At 57.9% G+C, this 17915-nt stretch carries 19 protein-coding genes; 3 read left to right on the top strand and 16 right to left on the bottom strand.

Translation table 11 applies throughout. The features are described 5' to 3' along the window. Window positions 1–100: 100 nt before the first annotated feature. The 3 genes from AC2FGE_RS10520 to AC2FGE_RS10510 are packed head-to-tail and all read right to left on the bottom strand — an operon-like array spanning window position 101 to window position 2523. Entirely contained in the window at window positions 101–808 is a 708-nt protein-coding gene (locus tag AC2FGE_RS10520; RefSeq protein ID WP_496819173.1) for an ATP12 family chaperone protein, read from the bottom strand. Between the two features lie 3 nt (window positions 809–811). Then, window positions 812–1483 carry an HAD-IA family hydrolase gene (locus tag AC2FGE_RS10515; RefSeq protein WP_496819172.1) on the bottom strand — a complete coding sequence of 224 codons (672 nt, stop codon included), beginning with the start codon at window positions 1481–1483 and terminating at the stop codon, window positions 812–814. After that, a complete protein-coding gene (locus AC2FGE_RS10510) occupies window positions 1480–2523 on the bottom strand; it encodes an RluA family pseudouridine synthase (RefSeq protein ID WP_496819171.1) in 1044 nt (347 codons plus the stop codon). Before AC2FGE_RS10510 ends, AC2FGE_RS10515 begins: the two co-directional genes overlap by 4 nt. 199 nt (window positions 2524–2722) lie before the next feature. On the opposite strand from AC2FGE_RS10510, the gene AC2FGE_RS10505 reads away from it, so the two are divergent. Next, complete coding sequence (locus AC2FGE_RS10505) at window positions 2723–3763, top strand: serine hydrolase domain-containing protein (RefSeq protein WP_496819170.1); 1041 nt, start codon at window positions 2723–2725, stop codon at window positions 3761–3763. Window positions 3764–3771: 8 nt separating this feature from the next. Here the strand turns inward: AC2FGE_RS10505 and AC2FGE_RS10500 are convergent, their stop codons facing one another. The 10 genes from AC2FGE_RS10500 to AC2FGE_RS10455 form a co-directional block, all read right to left on the bottom strand. Continuing rightward, complete coding sequence (locus AC2FGE_RS10500) at window positions 3772–5085, bottom strand: replication-associated recombination protein A (protein ID WP_496819169.1); 1314 nt, start codon at window positions 5083–5085, stop codon at window positions 3772–3774. A gap of 4 nt (window positions 5086–5089) precedes the next feature. Then, window positions 5090–6475 carry a trypsin-like peptidase domain-containing protein gene (locus AC2FGE_RS10495; protein ID WP_496819168.1) on the bottom strand — a complete coding sequence of 462 codons (1386 nt, stop codon included), beginning with the start codon at window positions 6473–6475 and terminating at the stop codon, window positions 5090–5092. Between the two features lie 142 nt (window positions 6476–6617). Beyond that, on the bottom strand, window positions 6618–7037 hold the full coding sequence (rplQ, locus tag AC2FGE_RS10490) for a 50S ribosomal protein L17 (RefSeq protein WP_496819167.1): 420 nt from the start codon (window positions 7035–7037) through the stop codon (window positions 6618–6620). Between the two features lie 130 nt (window positions 7038–7167). Then, window positions 7168–8184: a DNA-directed RNA polymerase subunit alpha gene (locus tag AC2FGE_RS10485; RefSeq protein ID WP_010437127.1), complete on the bottom strand. Its 1017-nt coding sequence runs from the start codon at window positions 8182–8184 to the stop codon at window positions 7168–7170. Between the two features lie 114 nt (window positions 8185–8298). Beyond that, window positions 8299–8688, bottom strand: coding sequence for a 30S ribosomal protein S11 (gene rpsK / locus AC2FGE_RS10480; protein ID WP_008757289.1), 390 nt, complete (start codon window positions 8686–8688; stop codon window positions 8299–8301). A gap of 15 nt (window positions 8689–8703) precedes the next feature. After that, a complete protein-coding gene (gene rpsM / locus AC2FGE_RS10475) occupies window positions 8704–9072 on the bottom strand; it encodes a 30S ribosomal protein S13 (protein WP_170377641.1) in 369 nt (122 codons plus the stop codon). Window positions 9073–9641: 569 nt separating this feature from the next. Then, entirely contained in the window at window positions 9642–10217 is a 576-nt protein-coding gene (locus tag AC2FGE_RS10470) for an adenylate kinase (RefSeq protein ID WP_480545392.1), read from the bottom strand. Continuing rightward, complete coding sequence (secY, locus tag AC2FGE_RS10465) at window positions 10214–11578, bottom strand: preprotein translocase subunit SecY (protein WP_496819166.1); 1365 nt, start codon at window positions 11576–11578, stop codon at window positions 10214–10216. The genes AC2FGE_RS10470 and secY overlap by 4 nt, the downstream gene beginning before the upstream one ends. A gap of 109 nt (window positions 11579–11687) precedes the next feature. Further along, window positions 11688–12161, bottom strand: a complete 474-nt coding sequence (rplO, locus tag AC2FGE_RS10460) for a 50S ribosomal protein L15 (protein WP_496819165.1) — start codon at window positions 12159–12161, stop codon at window positions 11688–11690. Window positions 12162–12363: 202 nt separating this feature from the next. After that, a complete protein-coding gene (locus tag AC2FGE_RS10455) occupies window positions 12364–12579 on the bottom strand; it encodes a DUF1127 domain-containing protein (protein WP_496819164.1) in 216 nt (71 codons plus the stop codon). 174 nt (window positions 12580–12753) lie between these two features. On the opposite strand from AC2FGE_RS10455, the gene AC2FGE_RS10450 reads away from it, so the two are divergent. Then, window positions 12754–13053, top strand: a complete 300-nt coding sequence (locus tag AC2FGE_RS10450; RefSeq protein ID WP_496819163.1) for a hypothetical protein — start codon at window positions 12754–12756, stop codon at window positions 13051–13053. A 243-nt stretch (window positions 13054–13296) separates the two neighbouring features. Here AC2FGE_RS10450 and AC2FGE_RS10445 read toward each other — a convergent pair whose 3' ends face one another. Then, window positions 13297–15579, bottom strand: coding sequence for an adenosylcobalamin-dependent ribonucleoside-diphosphate reductase (locus AC2FGE_RS10445; protein ID WP_496819162.1), 2283 nt, complete (start codon window positions 15577–15579; stop codon window positions 13297–13299). A gap of 128 nt (window positions 15580–15707) precedes the next feature. On the opposite strand from AC2FGE_RS10445, the gene AC2FGE_RS10440 reads away from it, so the two are divergent. Continuing rightward, entirely contained in the window at window positions 15708–16139 is a 432-nt protein-coding gene (locus AC2FGE_RS10440) for a DUF1489 family protein (protein WP_496819161.1), read from the top strand. Here AC2FGE_RS10440 and hisG read toward each other — a convergent pair whose 3' ends face one another. Next, window positions 16140–16829: an ATP phosphoribosyltransferase gene (hisG, locus tag AC2FGE_RS10435; RefSeq protein WP_496819160.1), complete on the bottom strand. Its 690-nt coding sequence runs from the start codon at window positions 16827–16829 to the stop codon at window positions 16140–16142. Next, window positions 16826–17914, bottom strand: a complete 1089-nt coding sequence (locus AC2FGE_RS10430) for an ATP phosphoribosyltransferase regulatory subunit (protein ID WP_496819159.1) — start codon at window positions 17912–17914, stop codon at window positions 16826–16828. Before AC2FGE_RS10430 ends, hisG begins: the two co-directional genes overlap by 4 nt. Window position 17915 lies beyond the last annotated feature (1 nt).

Here is a 17915-nt window from a genome sequence, read left to right as displayed (position 1 = left end):
TGGTCGCATTCATAAACAAACGTCAAGTGCCCGATCATGGAAATCGATTTATCACACCCTACGGCAGCGTTAACACGGCCAGTTTTTTAGCCGAGAGCGATCAAAACGATAGATCAAAGAAGGATTTAGCATGCAGAAAGGCCGCTTTCTTGATCTCGGCTGCGGCGTGGGCCTCGTCATCGTGGCCCCATTGTTCGATCTGCCAGTCTTCGTCCAGACGCGAAATGCGCCATATCTCATCCGGTTCGCGCCAATTCAGGGCAGCTGCAAAGCCCAGAATCAACGACCCCGACAGACTCACCAGATCATGGAACGCGGCCAATTGAAACGTATCCATCCCATGAACCCGTTCCCGCAGCCGCGCCAGCGCGTCTTCGGATTGCGGTTTGTGCAAAACCCCCGACACAGGAACCAACCGGGCTGACAGGGTTTCAGCGGCCCAATCCAGGGCCGGGTCCCATTCGACCGCTTGACGGTCTTGCAGCGCCTGAGGATGCGTTGCGCGATAGCAGAGCAGATCGGAATCCCCATAATCGGACAACATCTCAGCCACTTCGCCATGCTGGGCTCGAACCTTGTCGATGGCGGCATTGGCCGAGCGCGTGTAAGGCATGGTGGCGGGATCCACCTCATTCTCTTGCGCGTCCCATTCGGCGGCAACTTCCTTGGCCATCGCCTCTGTGGGCAGGATCAACGCCTGTTTAGCTGGGGTTTTGACCCGGCGGCCATCCAACTCGACCGTGTGGCCACCTTCGGTTTTGACCACCGCGCTCTGCGTCCAAAAGCGTTTCGGTTTCCAATCGCTCATATGTCAGTTCCAGATATCGGCCAGCGCGTCAGGCAACTGGTCAAAGGTTTCAATCACGCAGGCAGCCGCGCTCAATGCCGATCGATCATGGTAACCCCAGTCGACACCGATCCCGGTCACACCCGCCGCTGCGGCCATATCCATGTCATAGCTGGTATCCCCGATCATCACGGCATTCACGGCCTCAACCCCGGTTTCAGCCAATGCGGTCTGCACCATTGAAGGGTGCGGTTTCGACGGGTGATGATCGGCCACCTGTCGGGTGACGAAGTACCCTTCGAGCCCATGAGCCTCAATCAACGCGTCCAGGCCCCGTTGCGACTTGCCCGTGGCCACGCCCAGCAGGATGTCCGGCACCGCATGCAGGGCCTCGATCGCCGCGCGCGCACCGGGATAAAGCGGTGAGCTTGCCGCCCCAAGGTTCAAGCGATATGCGTGGAAGGCCTGCTTGTAGCCATCGACCAATTGCTCCCGCACCACATCGGACTGATCCGGCGCAAGCTGCGCAATCGCCTGTGGCAGCGACAAGCCCACAATCGACAGGATCGCCTCACGCGACGGGGCTGCGACCGAAGCGGCGTGAAAACTTGTGGTCATGCAATGAACAATGCTGCCCTGACTGTCGACCAGCGTACCATCGACATCGAACAGAACCAGCCGCAAGGGTGAGGTCATTGCAGTTCCTCAAACGGGTCATCCGAGGCCAGGTCCTCGGTCCAGCCGAACGTGTCCCAGCTGTGTTTCATATGCTCGGGCAGAGGCGCTTCGATTGTGATCGGCTTTCGCGTCACTGGATGCTGGAACGACGCGCTGCGGGCGTGCAGATGAAGTTTCTTGCTGATAATCCCGCCCAGCTGCGCGCCCCAGCCATCGCCGAGGTTTTCCTGACCAGATCCGCCGTATTTGCCATCTCCGATGATCGGATGCCCGATCGCCGCCATATGCGCGCGCAGTTGATGGGTCCGACCTGTAATTGGCTCCATCGCCGCCCAGGCGGCACGACCTGCTACCCGGTAGAGCGTGGCATAAAGCGTATGGGCACGTTTCGCACCGGGCGTGCTGTCGATGTCACCCATATGGACGGGGATCATCTTCTCACCCTCGCCCTGCTTGCCATGACCTGAAGCTTTGACCAGACCTGTCTTGATCTCACCCAGATAAGGCGTCGGCACGCCAGCGACCAAAGCCCAGTAAATTTTGCGCGTATCACGATGACGGAATGCGGCAGTCAGGCCCTTGGCAGCCTCGCGCGTGCGGGCCATCAGCAAGACACCAGAAGTGTCCTTGTCCAACCGGTGTACCAGACGTGGGTTTTCGTCATAGCCAAAGCGCAAAGCCTCGGAGAGGCTGTCCACATGGCGTGTCTGACCGCTGCCACCCTGGACCGGCAGGCCGTGCGGCTTGTTCAGCGCCAGCACGTGATCGTCGCGGTAGATCACACAGGATTGGATCATCTTTGCATCCGCATCGGAAACACGCCGTTTCACCTCTACCGGTTTGTGATCCGCATCAGGCAAAGGCGGCACGCGCACGACCTGCCCAGCCTCCAGCCGAGTCGAGGCCTTGGCGCGGCTGCCATCCACGCGTAGTTCACCCTTGCGGCACATCTTTTCGATGCGCCCCTGGCTGACATGCGGAAACAGACGGCGCAGCCAACGGTCGACCCGTTGGTCTCCGTCACCCTCTGCGATTGTAATCATCTGAACACCGCTCATGCTCGTATTCCCATTTCCGGGTTCAGCTGCAGGAACATTTCCGTCGCGCCAGCCAAAGCCTTGTGTAAAAGCGAAATCAACATGGGCGGTCTGTCGCGCGGGTGGGCATGGATGTCAAGTTTCTGCAACACCGGGACTTGTCCAAGCTGACCAACCAACCCAGCTATGATCCATAGATATTTCACAAAGGGTTTTTGTTTTGACTTTATTACATCACCTGGTTTTCGCCAGTACCCTGGCCGCAACCGTCGCCTCTGCCGGTGAGATCGAGGACTCTCTGCAAACAGCCTTTGACGCCGGAAAGCTGACCGGCCTGCACGGCGTGCTGGTTCAGCAGCGGGGGGACACGCTGGCAGAGATCTACTTTTCCGGCGTAGATGAACGTTGGGGCAGCCCGTTGGGCAAACGTGACTTCGGGCCGGAGGAATTGCATGATCTGCGGTCCGTGAGCAAAAGCATCGTCAGCCTGTTATACGGCATCGCGCTGGATCAGGGCCTGGTTCCACCGCCCGATGCGCCCCTTCTGGCGCAATTCCCTGAACATGCCGATCTGGGCAGCCCGGAACGCGACGCCATCACCATCCGGGATGTGCTGACCATGCGGATGGGACAGGAGTGGAATGAGAGCCTGCCATACAGCGACCCCAGAAACTCGGAGATCGCGATGGAACGTTCAGACGATCGTATACGCTATGTCCTATCACGCCCCGTGGTCGCACCCCCCGGCACACAATGGACTTATTCCGGCGGCAGTACAGCCCTTTTGGGCGCATTGATCGCACGCGGCAGCGGTATGGATATCGTTCAATTCGCAGAGGCCGACCTGTTTACGCCGCTTGGCATCACACAGGTGGATTGGGTGCGCAGCTTTGATGGCACGCCCTCGGCGGCCTCGGGCCTGCGACTAAGCGCGCGCGATTTGGCTCGGATCGGCGAGATGCTGATCGATGGCGGGCAGTACAATGGCAAGCAGATTGTGTCCGAAGACTGGCTGACACAAAGCTTCGCTGCCCATGCCGATACGGGTGATCTGCGCTATGGCTATCAATGGTGGCTGGCCCCTCAGGGAAACCCGCCCAACTGGATCGCAGGTTTCGGTAACGGAGGGCAGCGGCTGAACGTCGTGCCGAACGAAGGCATTGTGGTCGTAATTCAGGCCGGAAATTACAATCAGCCAGACGCCTGGAACGTGCCGGTGGCCGTGATAACACAACACATCCTGCCCAATTTGGAACGATAAAGCCCCGCTCAGCTGTTCCGCTGCGCCCGAAGCTTGGCGAAATAATCCAGCCGCTTCTTCAACTCACGCTCGAACCCGCGTTCGACGGGTTGATAGAGCGGTTCTCGCCCCACGCCGTCGGGAAAGTAGTTCTGACCAGAAAACCCATCCTCGGCGTCGTGGTCATAGGCGTAGCCCGCACCATATCCCTGATCCTTCATCAGCGATGTCGGCGCGTTCAGGATGTGTTTGGGCGGCGGTGTGCTGCCCGTCTTCTTGGCCAATCGCATCGCCGCCTTATAGCCCACATAGGCCCCGTTCGATTTCGGTGCGAGCGCCAGATAGACCAGCGCCTGTGCCAAGGCCAGTTCCCCTTCGGGTGAGCCGAGCCGTTCGTAGGTTTCCCAGGATTGCAGACAAACTGCCTGTGCCTGCGGATCGGCCAGCCCGATATCTTCGACCGCCATCCGGGTGATACGGCGTGCCAAAAAGCGCGGGTCTTCACCCCCGGCCAACATCCGGGCAAACCAGTAAAGTGCGGCATCCGGGTCCGAACCCCGCACGGATTTATGCAGCGCTGAAATCAGGTTGTAGTGCTCATCGCCCGATTTATCGTATTTCGCAGCCCGGCGCATCAGGCGCGTCGACAGTGCATCCGGGTCCAGCGGCGCATCCAGCGTCCAGACCCCCACCTGTTCGATCAGGTTCAACAGGGCCCGCCCGTCCCCATCTGCCATCTCCTGCAACGCATCCCGCGCGGCGGGTGTCAAAGGCAGCGCTTTGCCAAGTTCCTTTTCCGCACGCTGTGTCAACCGTTCCAGATCAGCCAAACCCAACCGTTCAAGCACCAGCACCTGAGACCGGCTGAGCACAGCGGCATTCAGTTCAAACGAAGGGTTCTCGGTCGTAGCACCAACCAGCAAGATGGTGCCGTCCTCCATATGCGGCAAAAATCCATCTTGTTGGGCCTTGTTGAACCGATGGATCTCATCAACGAACAACAGCGTGCCTTGCCCGTTCTGACGACGGATCTTCGCGGCCTCGAACACCTTCTTCAGGTCCGGAACACCTGTGAATATCGCGCTGATCTGGACAAAATGCAGATCGGTTTCCTGCGCCAGCAAGCGGGCAATGGTTGTCTTGCCAACACCAGGTGGCCCCCAGAAGATCAGGCTGGACAGGCTGCCAGAGGCCAGCATCACCCCAAGGGGCGCCTCCGGCCCAAGCACCTGTTCCTGCCCGATGACCTCGGCCAGTGTCTGCGGCCGCAGCCTGTCTGCAAGCGGACGGTGCTTGGCCGGCGCGGGGTCAGGGCCGCCACCGGTATCGAACAGATCGCTCATGGCCTCATAGCCTGAACCGCAAAGACAACGAGCGTCCATCACGCTCAAGCGTCATTTGCACCCGACGCCCGGGATTGGTCAGGGCGCGAACCGCATCGCGCGGGCGCTCAATCCTGTCACCGTTGATCTCCCCCAAGATGTCCCCTGCGCGCAAACCCGCACGTGCACCATATGGGCCGGGGTCAACTACAACGACCCCGGTTTGCGACATGCGCAGGCCCAGATCAGAGGCCACCGCGGGATTGACCCGTGCAATCGTCAATTCGGGCAGCACGGTATCATCATTCAGAGTAGTCTCTTCCGCTTCCGGTATTTCCGGCGCTTGGATCAGGGCAACTTCGACTTCGGCGCTCTCGTCGCCGCGCAACCGGGTCAGGATTGACGTCCCGCCAACGCCCGCAACGGACATGCGGTACTTCATTTCAGCAGGAGAGTTCACCTCGTCCCCGTCCACATGGGTCACGACATCGCCAACCCTCAATCCAGATTCTGCCAAAGGACTGAGCTCATGCAGGTTTGAGATCACGACACCCGATGGGACGGCCAGACCCAGCGACTCGGCGATATCGGCGCTCATATGCTGGCCGGTGATCCCCGCCCATGGGCTGATGAAACTGTCATTGCCCGCCTGTGCCTGCCGAAGAAACTCGGCCACCAAATTCGCCGGAATGGCAAAGCCGATCCCGTTAGACCCACCCGACCGGGTCAAAATCGAGGTATTGATGCCGATCAGATCACCATTCACATCAATCAGCGCTCCGCCGGAATTGCCGGGATTAATCGCCGCATCGGTTTGAATGAAGTAACCCCGCGCGTTGCCCGTGGCCGTTCCCGTACGTGCCAGCCCTGAGATGATGCCCGAAGAAACAGTCTGTCCGACCCCGAACGGGTTACCAATGGCCAGCGCAAGCTCACCCACCTCAACCTGATCGGAATCGCGCAAGCTCAGGTGGGGTAAGTCGGAAGCCTCTTCAAGTCGCAGGATCGCGATGTCGCTTTCCTCATGCCCAAGAACAACAGATGCTGAAAACTCCCGTCGGTCAGTTGTGACCACACGAATTTCTGTCGCCGAGCCTACCACATGGAAGTTCGACACAACATAGCCGTCGCCAGATAGGATTACGCCGGAACCCAGAGAGTTCTGCACGCGCGGCTGCGGTTCACCGAAGCCACCGCCGAAGAAATCCTGAAAGAACGGGTCCGAGAACAAGGAATTGGTACGTCCCTGTCGGATGATCTTGGCATAGATGTTCACCACCGCCGGCGCCGCCTGTTTCACAACCGGCGCAAAGCCGAGGCTGATTTCAGCCCGCGATTGTGGAACCTGTGTTTCGGCAATGGCAAAGGATGCCGATAGAATGGACAAAGCTAGTACTGTCGCACGAAGCATTCCGACCTCAATCTTCAGAGACCTGTAGGATATGCGGCCAAGCAGCAGCTATTGCAAGCACAGCACCCGCGACGGCCCTTAAGAAAAACAAAAACCCCCACGTCCGGGACGCAGGGGTTTCACAATCAGCCGACGGGTCGACTTATTCTTCTGCAGCCTCTTCGGCAGCAACGCGGGCTTTGTCAGCCGCGCCTTTGGCATCGAGGTCACGATCAACAAATTCGATGATCGCCATCGGAGCCATGTCGCCATAACGGAAGCCCGCTTTGAGGATGCGGACATAACCGCCCTGACGCTCGGCATAACGAGGGCCCAGAACTTCGAACAGCTTTGCGACGTCTTTGTCTTCTTTCAGCTGTGCTGCGGCCTGACGACGGGCGTGCAGGTCGCCGCGCTTACCCAGAGTGACCAGCTTTTCGATGATCGGGCGCAGTTCTTTTGCCTTGGGCAGCGTTGTTTTGATTTGCTCATGTTCGATGAGCGAGCCAGCCATGTTTGCAAACAGAGCCTTGCGGTGCTCATGAGTACGGTTCAGGCGGCGGTAACCACGTGCGTGACGCATTTTCTAGTTCCTTCTTTCGCGTTTTGCTTTGTCTGGCCGGCGATGCGTGTCACCGGCTCTCCTTGGGGCGGAAGTGCCCATATGATCCCCGGATAGTCCCAATTCGGGCCGGGCATTGGGGAAGACGCGCTTAGAACGCGTCTTCGAATTTCTTCGCCAGATCTTCGATGTTGTCGGGCGGCCAGTCCTCGACATCCATGCCGAGGTGCAGACCCATGCCGGACAGCACTTCTTTGATCTCGTTCAGCGACTTGCGGCCGAAGTTCGGGGTGCGCAGCATCTCGGCTTCGGTTTTCTGGATCAAATCGCCGATGTAAACGATGTTGTCGTTCTTCAGGCAGTTTGCCGAACGGACCGACAGCTCCAGCTCGTCGACTTTCTTCAGCAGCAGCGGGTTGAACTCCAGACCATCGTCCTCGTCCTGGCGGCCAGCCGATTCCGGCTCATCGAAGTTGACGAAGATCGACAGCTGATCCTGCAGGATGCGCGCAGCAAAGGCCAGCGCGTCTTCCGGCGTGATCGAACCGTCAGTGTCAATCTTCAGCGTCAGCTTGTCATAGTCCAGAACCTGACCTTCACGGGTCGGCTGAACGTCATAGGCGACCTTTTTGACCGGCGAATAGATCGCATCGATCGGGATCAGACCGATAGGCGCATCTTCGGGCTTGTTCTTCTCAGCCGAAACATACCCTTTGCCGGTGTTGACGGTCAGTTCCATGAACAGGTCGGCGCCATCGTCCAGGTGGCAGATGACGTGATCGCGGTTCAGAACTTCAATGCCAGCGCTTTCGCTGATGTCGCCAGCGGTGACAACTGCGGGGCCTTTGGCATTGATCGACAGGCGCTTGGGCCCTTCGACTTCCATGCGCAGCGACACGCCTTTGAGGTTCAGGATGATGTCAGTGACGTCTTCACGTACGCCCGCGACCGAGGAGAACTCGTGCAGTACGTTGTCGATTTGAACGCTGGTGATGGCCGCGCCTTGCAGCGAGCTCATCAGAACGCGGCGCAGCGCGTTACCCAGTGTCAGACCAAAGCCACGCTCCAGCGGCTCAGCAACCAGGGTTGCCTGACGTGCGGGATCATTGCCCGGCTTGCCGTCAAGCTGGGTTGGCTTGATCAATTCTGCCCAATTCTTGTGGATCATGTAATCCCTCCATTCCTGTCCGCGCCCCATGACCAACAAGGTGCAGACGCCCGAGGTTCAAAATGACGTGCTGGGGCCGCGCAAAAACGCAGCCCCAGCTGAATTCAAAATCGCTTAGACGCGGCGACGCTTCGGCGGGCGGCAGCCGTTGTGAGCAATCGGGGTCACGTCACGAATCGACGTGATGTTGAAGCCCACTGCAGCCAGCGCACGCAGAGCAGATTCACGACCCGAACCGGGGCCCTGAACTTCGACTTCCAGCGTCTTGACGCCATGTTCCTGCGCCTTCTTGCCTGCATCTTCTGCAGCCATCTGAGCAGCGTAGGGTGTCGATTTCCGCGATCCTTTGAACCCCATGGTACCGGCAGACGACCATGAAATGGCGTTGCCCTGTACGTCCGAGATCAGGATCTTGGTGTTGTTGAAGGTCGAGTTCACATGGGCAACGCCCGATGCGATGTTCTTGCGCTCTTTGCGCTTAACGCGAGTCTTGTCACGTGCCATCAGTCAGACCCTCCCTTATTTCTTCTTACCAGCAATGGCCTTTGCGGGGCCTTTGCGGGTACGAGCATTGGTGTGGGTACGCTGACCGCGAACCGGCAGGTTGCGACGGTGACGCAGACCGCGATAGCAGCCCAGGTCCATCAGGCGTTTGACGTTCATCTGAACTTCACGACGCAGGTCACCTTCGACGGTGAAGTTTTCGTCGATGAATTCGCGGATTTTCAGAACTTCGGCGTCGGACAGTTCGTTGACGCGACGGGTTGCTTCAATGCCCACGGCTTCGCAGATCGCTTTGGCCGAGGTGTTGCCGATACCGGTGATATATGTGAGGGCGATAGGTACCCGCTTTGCAGTCGGGATGTTTACGCCGGCAATACGTGCCACGTGTCACTTTCCTTTTTTGTTGCGGTTCCGTAGCTCCAGAACCTTTTTTCACAACACTTGACCGTGGCAGTGAGGCCAGAGGGTCCAGCATTTATACGAGGTGGTCGGGGCAATTGGGACGAATCCCGCATGCGGTCTTGATTCCCTTTAGGGATGGGGGTCGATATGGGCTTTTGGCGCCGGCGTCAAGGATATTTGATCACTTCACTTGTCTTCAAGTCCTTCAATGTCAAACTTTGTGCCTTTAGCTTGAAAAATCCTCAGCCCATGCTGCGAAAACTCGGCTTCAATTTCTAGCTTCTTTTCCTCAAAGGGTCTCTAAATAGTTCGAACGACGGACCAGAGGACGACGAGAAATACGCCCAAAAAAACAAATGACACAAGCGAAAGATCACTAAAGGTATGAGGTGCAGCAAACCACTCGAAAAATAGCATAGCCGCTGGAAAGAACACGAGAAAGCCGACCAAAAGTACAAACGCACAAATGCGAAGTTCGAGCCGGAGGAGATTGCCGTACCTTGCGACTGAAATAGTCAGCGTCTCAGGTACGGCAATAGATTCGCGTCGGCTCAACCCAGAACGGCCTCGATCGAAGCGGTAACGTCACCAATGTCCGCCAGACCATCCACCGGGCGCAAATCACCCTTGGCGTGATAGTAGCCAATCAACGGAGCGGTCTTTTTGTAGTATTCCATCAGGCGGATGCGTACGCTGTCTTCGTTGTCATCTGCACGAACAGGCTGACCAGCGGCGCGGGCTTCTTCGGCGCGGTTGACGATGCGCTGCACCAGTGTTTCGTCATCTACTTGAAGCTCGATCACGAAATCCAGTGTCTCGCCCTTCTCGGCCAGCAAGGCGCCCAATGCATCTGCTTGCGCCAGGGTCCGGGGAAAGCCGTCGAAGATAAAACCACCTTCGGCACCCTGCTCCAGCTTTTCGCGGATCAGGCCGATCACGATCTCATCGGTGACCAGTTCGCCCTTGTCCATCACTTCGGCTACGCGTTTGCCCATTTCGGTGCCGCTGCTTTTGGCTTCGCGCAGCATATCACCGGTGCTCAGCTGAACCATGCCGCGTGTATTGACCAGATGGGAGGCTTGCGTCCCTTTACCCGCCCCGGGGGGGCCAAGAAGAATAATGTTCATCGACGAGAGGGTCCCTTCCTACCGCGTTTCTTGTTTTTACCGCGCAATTGGGACTTTTCGATAAGACCTTCGTATTGGTGCGCGAGAAGATGGCTCTGCACTTGTTGGATGGTATCCATGGTCACAGAGACGATAATCAGAACCGAAGTGCCGCCAAAATAGAACGGGATGGCGAACTGGTTCCGCAGAATCTCAGGCAGCAGACAAACCGCTGCCAGATAGGCCGAACCCAGAACCAGCACGCGGTTGACCACGTATTCCAGATATTCGGCTGTCTTTTTGCCCGGGCGAATACCCGGCACAAATCCGTTTTGCTTCTTCAGGTTGTCCGCCACATCATCCGGTTTGAACGACACGTTGAACGTGTAGAAATAGGCGAAGAACACGATCATCGCTGCAAAGAACAGCAGATAGAGCGGCTGACCCGGGCCAAAATTGGCCAGCAACCACGACATGATCGGCCCGTTGGTCGCCCCGGCCGAGAAGGTCGAGATGGTGACCGGCAGCAGCAGCAGTGAGCTTGCGAAGATGGCCGGGATCACGCCCGCCGGGTTGACCTTGACCGGAAGGTGGCTGGATCCGCCCTCATACACTTTCATACCGGCCTGGCGGCGCGGGTACTGAATGTGGATCTTGCGCAAGGCGCGTTCCATGAACACGACAAAGGTGATCACGGCGATCACCATGACAATCACGCCAACGATAACAGCAGGGCTGATTGCGCCCGAACGGCCAGAGGCAAAGAACTGCGCCAGGGCAGCGGGAACTTCGGCAATGATCCCGACGAAGATGATCAGAGAGATACCGTTGCCGATACCCCGCGCGGTGATCTGTTCGCCCAGCCACATCAGGAACATGGTGCCGCCAACCAAAGTGATCATGGTCGACATGCGGAAGAACAGCCCCGGATCGGTCGCCAGATCGCCCGATTCCAACGAAACGGCCAGGCCATAAGCCTGAACGGTGGCCAGCGCCACGGTGCCGAAACGGGTGTATTGGTTGATCTTCTTGCGGCCCTGCTCGCCCTCTTTCTTGAGTTGCTCAAGCGCAGGAACCATGGATGTCAGCAGCTGCACGATGATCGAGGCCGAGATGTAAGGCATGATGCCGAGGGCAAAGATACCCATTCGACCCAGCGCCCCGCCGGTGAACATCGAAACCATACCACCGATGCCCTGCCCCGCCTGTTCCATGAACTCGCGCAGCGCTTGTCCGTCGATTCCCGGCACCGGAATGAAGGTGCCCAGGCGATAGACAATCAACAAACCCAGCGTGAACAGGATGCGGTTGCGCAGATCGGTGGCTTTACCCAAAGCAGCCCAGCTTGTGTTGGCTGCCATTTGTTCTGCTGCTGATACCATAAATCGGTCTCTCTTATGCAAACGCCGCCCGGAACCGTTTTCCGGCTCGGACGGCGTCTTGGAAAACTCTGACGTCTATGTAAGCGGGTCTGGGCCCGCTCACAAGCGCTTACTCTGCCGCAGCAGCTTTTGTGACTTTCAGTGAACCGCCCGCTTTTTCAACCGCCTCGATGGCGGTTTTCGAAGCACCGGTCACTTCCAGGTCCACTTTGGCGGTGATTTCACCTTTGGCCAGAACGCGCACGCCATCCAGTTTGCGGCGAACCAAGCCGGAGGCAACCAGCGCGTCTTCGGTGATCGCGGCTTTGGCGTCCAGCTTCTTGGCGTCGATGAATTTCTGGATCAGGCCCAGATTGATAACAGCAAAGGCCTTGCGGTTCGGCTTGTTAAAGCCACGCTTGGGCAGGCGCTGATACAGTGGCATCTGGCCGCCTTCGTAGCCATTGATGGCCACACCCGAACGGGATTTCTGGCCTTTGATACCACGGCCACCCATTTTACCTTTGCCGGAACCCGGACCACGGCCAACGCGAGTGCGTTTCGGGTTTGCGCCGGGGTTATCGCGCAATTCATTCAGTTTCATTTCGCTTCTCCTAAGCCGGATGTGACCCCCGAAGCGTGATGGGCCAACCACGGCATGTCTTGGTTTTGATTCTCGTGGATGGAAATCCACCGGAGCGCTCTACAGCGTTGCGGCCTTTGATGCAAGGTTTGTTATCAGTTGGGGCGCAATGCAAAAGAGGCGCCCGAATGGCGCCTCTTTCACTGTGAGTGGTGGGGTGTTGTTAGGAGCAGTACGCGTGCTCGCGCGCGATATCCGCGATGTCGCAACGACGGACGCCAATATCGTCCAGCTCACGGTTGGTGAGACGCTGCAGCTCAGAGTAAGTGCGCTGATATTCCGCCGCGCGTGCGCGGGCCGCTCGAACGCGCTCAACCAGGTTCGCGAAACGGGCGCTCAGGTTGAAGCCGCCATGTGTAAGTGTAGCTGTATGTGCCATATCTCTATTCCTTTCTGTGCCGAGGCGTATTCCCCGGTTGTTTCCATGAGTTCCTTTGTGGATAAGGATCAGATAGGAGCGTTCGATATCGCTAACAACGTGCGTTTTGGTCTAGCCGGTATGCAAAAGCGGAATGGCAAAACAGGAGTTTGCGCGCCAAGCTACATGCGATGAATGTCCACTTTACGGACGAATACTGCCGTTGCGATCGCCGCTTCAAGTGCGAAATGCTATGAATTTTGGGTGAGCCAGCAGTTCGCAATTCAGAAACTGATAGATGTTCCGCACATTGCAAATGAATGCAGTCGGTGGCTATTCGGGGAATGGGGCCATCGAAAGAAATCGACGCTCAGCGAGGCGCAAGAACGGTTTGATGTGCCTGAATTGGTGATCATAGCGCGGGCGCTCGATGTTCCTGCGGAACACTTTTTCGATGTAGTCATTAAGGCTGTGCCACCTGGTGAACGGCTTTAATACCCTGATTTAAATCAATTATATCGAACATCACAAATGGTTATTGCTGCTTCGGGTGTGACCAAAGCATGACTTTCAGGCCCCCCCCTAAACCCCATACTCAAAATAGAGACGGCTTCCCCCGAAAGAATCGTTGTGAAGCCGCTCAATGTACAAGCTATGTGTAGATAATGGGCCCAAGCTAGAACGAAATGGGCAAACTATAGGTCATTTCACACCACAAAAAGCTACATCATCATGTGGCTAACCACATTTGGAATGCCCGCAACTCCTGCAGGTCATGCAGCCCTCAATCATCACCATGTCATACTGCCCGCATGAAGGGCAGGCTTTGCTGCGTGGGGCGTCCATATTGACGACCTGCGCCTGGGGGTCGGATTTCAGGCCCATCCCCTCGCCTTCCAGAAAGCCGATGTTGATCATGTGCTGTTCGATGACACCGCCAATGGCGGCCAAAATCGATGGGATATACTTGCCTCTCACCCAAGCGCCGCCGCGCGGATCGAAGACGGCCTTTAACTCTTCCACAACAAATGACACATCCCCACCCCGGCGGAACACTGCTGAGATCATTCGGGTCAGTGCCAGTGTCCAGGCATAGTGCTCCATATTCTTCGAGTTGATGAACACCTCGAAGGGGCGGCGCCGGCCGCCGATTACGATGTCGTTGATCGTCAGATAGATCGCGTGTTCGCTGTCAGGCCATTTCAGCTTGTAGGTCGACCCTTCCAGAGATTGCGGGCGGTCCAACGGTTCGGACATGTAGATCACATCGCCGCCGTCCACCTCATGTGGTGCACTGGCGCTTTCACCCGGCGCAGTGTCTTCGCTCTCGGAAACGGTCAGAACCGACCCCGTCACATCGTTGGGCCGATAGGTGGTGCAACCTTTGCAACCCTGATCCCAGGCCTGCATGTAGACGTCCTTGAAAGCATCAAAACTGATATCTTCCGGGCAGTTGATCGTCTTGGAAATTGAACTGTCGATCCATTTCTGCGCCGCCGCCTGCATTTTCACATGATCGGACGGTGACAAAGTCTGCGCGTTGACGAAGTAATCCGGCAGTTCGGTATCATCAAACTTGTCGCGCCACATCTGGACGGCGTAATCCACCACTTCTTCCTCGGTACGCGAACCATCTTTCTGCAGCACCTTGCGGGTGTAGGCATAGGCAAAGACCGGTTCGATCCCTGACGACACGTTGCCAGCGTAAAGAGAAATCGTCCCCGTCGGTGCGATCGAGGTCAGCAGCGCGTTACGGATACCATGTTCGCGGATCGCGTCCCGCACATCGTCGTCCATCTGCTGCATCGTACCACTGGCCAGATATTTCTCGGCATCGAACAGCGGGAAGGCCCCTTTTTCCTTCGCCAAATCCACCGACGCCAGATACGCGGCGCGGGCGATGCTGTGCAACCAGCGCTCGGTCTGACGCGCTGCCTCATCCGAGCCATAGCGCAGACCCAACATCAGAAGCGCATCGGCCAGCCCGGTGACGCCCAATCCGATGCGGCGTTTATCCTGCGCTTCGGCCTCTTGCTCAACCAGAGGGAATTTCGATGCATCCACTACGTTGTCCATCATGCGGACAGCGGTCGCTACAAGCTCCTGGAGCGCGGCTTCGTCCAGATGCGCCGTGTCTTCGAACGGGTCTGCCACCAGGCGCGCCAGATTGACCGAGCCCAACAGGCAAGCCCCATACGGCGGTAAGGGCTGCTCGCCACATGGATTCGTGGCCGCGATGGTTTCGACATAGCTTAGGTTATTGGACTGATTGATCCGGTCGATGAAGATCACGCCGGGCTCGGCATAGTCATAGGTGGCCTGCATGATCTTGTTCCACAGATCACGCGCCTGCACAGTATGATAGACCTTCCCATCGAACACCAACTCCCACGGGCCATCGGCCTTGACGGCTTCCATGAAGGGATCAGTCACCAGCACGGACATGTTGAACATGCGCAAGCGCGCGGGGTCAGATTTGGCGGTGATGAAGTGTTCGATATCCGGGTGATCACACCGCATGGTGGCCATCATCGCCCCACGGCGTGAGCCTGCGGACATGATGGTCCGGCACATGGCATCCCAAACATCCATGAATGAAAGCGGGCCAGAGGCATCCGCAGCCACCCCATGCACATCCGCGCCGCGGGGACGAATGGTCGAGAAATCATAGCCGATCCCCCCACCCTGCTGCATGGTCAGGGCCGCCTCTCTCAGCATGTCGAAGATACCGCCCATGCTGTCCGGGATCGTACCCATGACGAAACAGTTGAACAGGGTTACCTGACGCGCGGTGCCTGCGCCGGCGGTGATGCGACCGGCGGGCAGATATTTGAAATCCTCCAACGCATCGTAGAACTTGCTTTCCCACTGCGCCGGGTCTTTTTCCACCCGCGCCAGATCGCGGGCGATGCGCCGCCAACTGTCTTCAACGGTCTGGTCGATGGGCGTGCCATCCGCTTGTTTGAAACGGTATTTCATATCCCAGATTTGCTCGGCGATGGGGGCAGCAAAGCGGCTCATTGGTGATTCCCTATCTGAAAGAGACGTAAACACTACCCTAAGTCACACCGCTGCCACAACACCTTGATGACAACACTCAGCAAGCTACAATATAAGGACAAGCCTCGGGACGACTCTGTGGGAAAGCTGTGGATAAATACATCAACCTCATCAAACTTTCGGTCGGGTCAGACAGCGTGGACACGTTGCAGGCGTGGCAGGACAGTCGCAAACCGCTGTATGAGGATGGCTGCCCGCGCCATGTCACCCGCATGTGGCCCAAGCGCGAAGCCGAAATCCTGAATGGCGGGTCCATCTACTGGGTCATCAAGGGTATCGTCCAATGCCGCCAGCGCATCCTTCGGCTGGACGAGGTGCGCGGCGAGGATGGTATCCGACGCTGCGCCATAGTGCTGGACCCCGAGGTACATCGCACCCAAAACGCACTGAAACGCCCGTTTCAGGGGTGGCGCTATCTCAAACCCGAAGATACACCCGCCGACCTGCCAAAGAACCGCGCGCTGGAAGACGCCCTGCCAGATGATCTGAACCGCGCACTGGCTGAAATCGGCGTTCTGTAGCTACTGCAACCGCTCCAGCAATTCAGTCAGAACCGCTTTGTCTGCCGTATCAAGCGAAGCCACTCGACTGCGCCACAATGTGGCCTGCGATTGCAGGATCAGCCCATCTGACAGAACCTTAAGGTGGTTGGCTCGCAGTGTTTCTCCGGTAGACGTTATATCGGCAATGGCCTCGGCAGTTTCGTTCGTCACCGTACCTTCGGTCGCGCCCTGGCTGTCGACCAGAGTGTAATCCGCAACACCCGCATCTGTCAGAAACTCGCGCACCAGCCGGTGAAATTTGGTGGCGATCCGCAACCGGTGGCCATGCACCTTGCGGAATGCGGCGGCCGCTGCATCCAGATCGTCCAACGTATCCACATCGACCCAGCACGCCGGGGTCGCAATAATCAGGTCCGCCCGACCAAAGCCCAGCGCTGAAATCTCGGCAACCTGCTGTTCCCAGCGCGGTAGCTTTTCCTGCACCAGATCGTTGCCGGTCACGCCCAGATGAATACGGCCAGAGGCCAGTTCGCGCGGGATTTCTCCGGCCGAGAGCAGGATCAACGACACCCCATCTACCCCGTCAACCGTTCCCGCATATTCCCGATCCGATCCGCTGCGTGACAGGGTAATGCCGCGCTTTTCGAACCACGAGAATGTCTTGTCCATCAACCGGCCCTTCGAGGGAACGCCCAGCTTTACAGTCATTGCGCGGCCTCCTCGATTTCCAGCATCAGGTCGGGTCGGATCACGCCGCCAATTGCGGGGATTTCAGACCCGTCACCCAATTGCCGTGTCAGCGCATCATAGCGCCCGCCCGTGGCAATCGGCGGCAGATCGGGTCGGCCCTCGGCATAGAAGCCAAAAACAAACCCATCGTAGTATTCCATCGAGGTCCGACCATAGGACGCCTCAAAATCCAACCGCTCGACATCCACGCCGCGCGCCTGCAACGCAGCAACCCGCGCTTCAAGTCGGTCCAGCGCCGAGGCGATTTGCGGCAGATCGACCGCCACATCTCGCAGCTGCTCCAGCGCAAAGGGCATCGTCTCGCGCACATTCAACAGGGTTTCCAGCCCAACCAATTCATTGTCAGAAATCGGCGGCGCATCACGATCCTCGCGCAGGGCTTCGATCCGTTCGGCAATCTCGGGCGCGCGCCGTTTTCCGATCATCGGAAAATCAAATGCCATCGGGTCAGCAGAGTCCAACAGCGCATCGCGCCCTTCGGGCCCACGCTTGCGACCCGCATACCGATCCAGCAGCACCCGGAACCGGCGTGGCCGCCACAGATGGCGCATCAACGCGGCCTTTCGGCGGTCTGTTGTGCGCAACCCTTCGACAGCGGCGATCAGAATTCCAATATCCCCAGTCGCCGCGCGCAGAGGCAGCCCGCGCAATTGCAAAGCGATAAGCGAGAACACTTCGGCATCCGCCCCGGCCGGATCGACGCGGTCAAACACCTCATAGCCGACCTGAATATACTCATTGGATCGGTCAGGGTCATGTTCCTGCCTGCGAAACACTTCACCCGAATAGGTATAACGCGCAGGTTCAGCGCCGTCGCGCATGTGCATTTGCACCACCGGCAAGGTAAAGTCCGGGCGCAACATCTGTTCGCCCCGCAGCGCATCCGAAGTGATGTAAGCGCGTCCGCGAATATCCTCGCCATAAAGGTCCAGCAGCGTGTCTGCCGGTTGCAACAAAGGCGTATCCACCACCTGAGCGCCCGCAGCCTCAAAACGGACACGCATCATCGCGGCGCGGGCCTGTATCTGGGAACGGTTGGGCATG

This window comes from Ruegeria sp. YTSA075 (assembly GCF_059610245.1).
The sequence above is the reverse complement of the archived record's forward strand: the minus strand, read 5'-3'. Positions and strand labels throughout refer to the sequence as shown.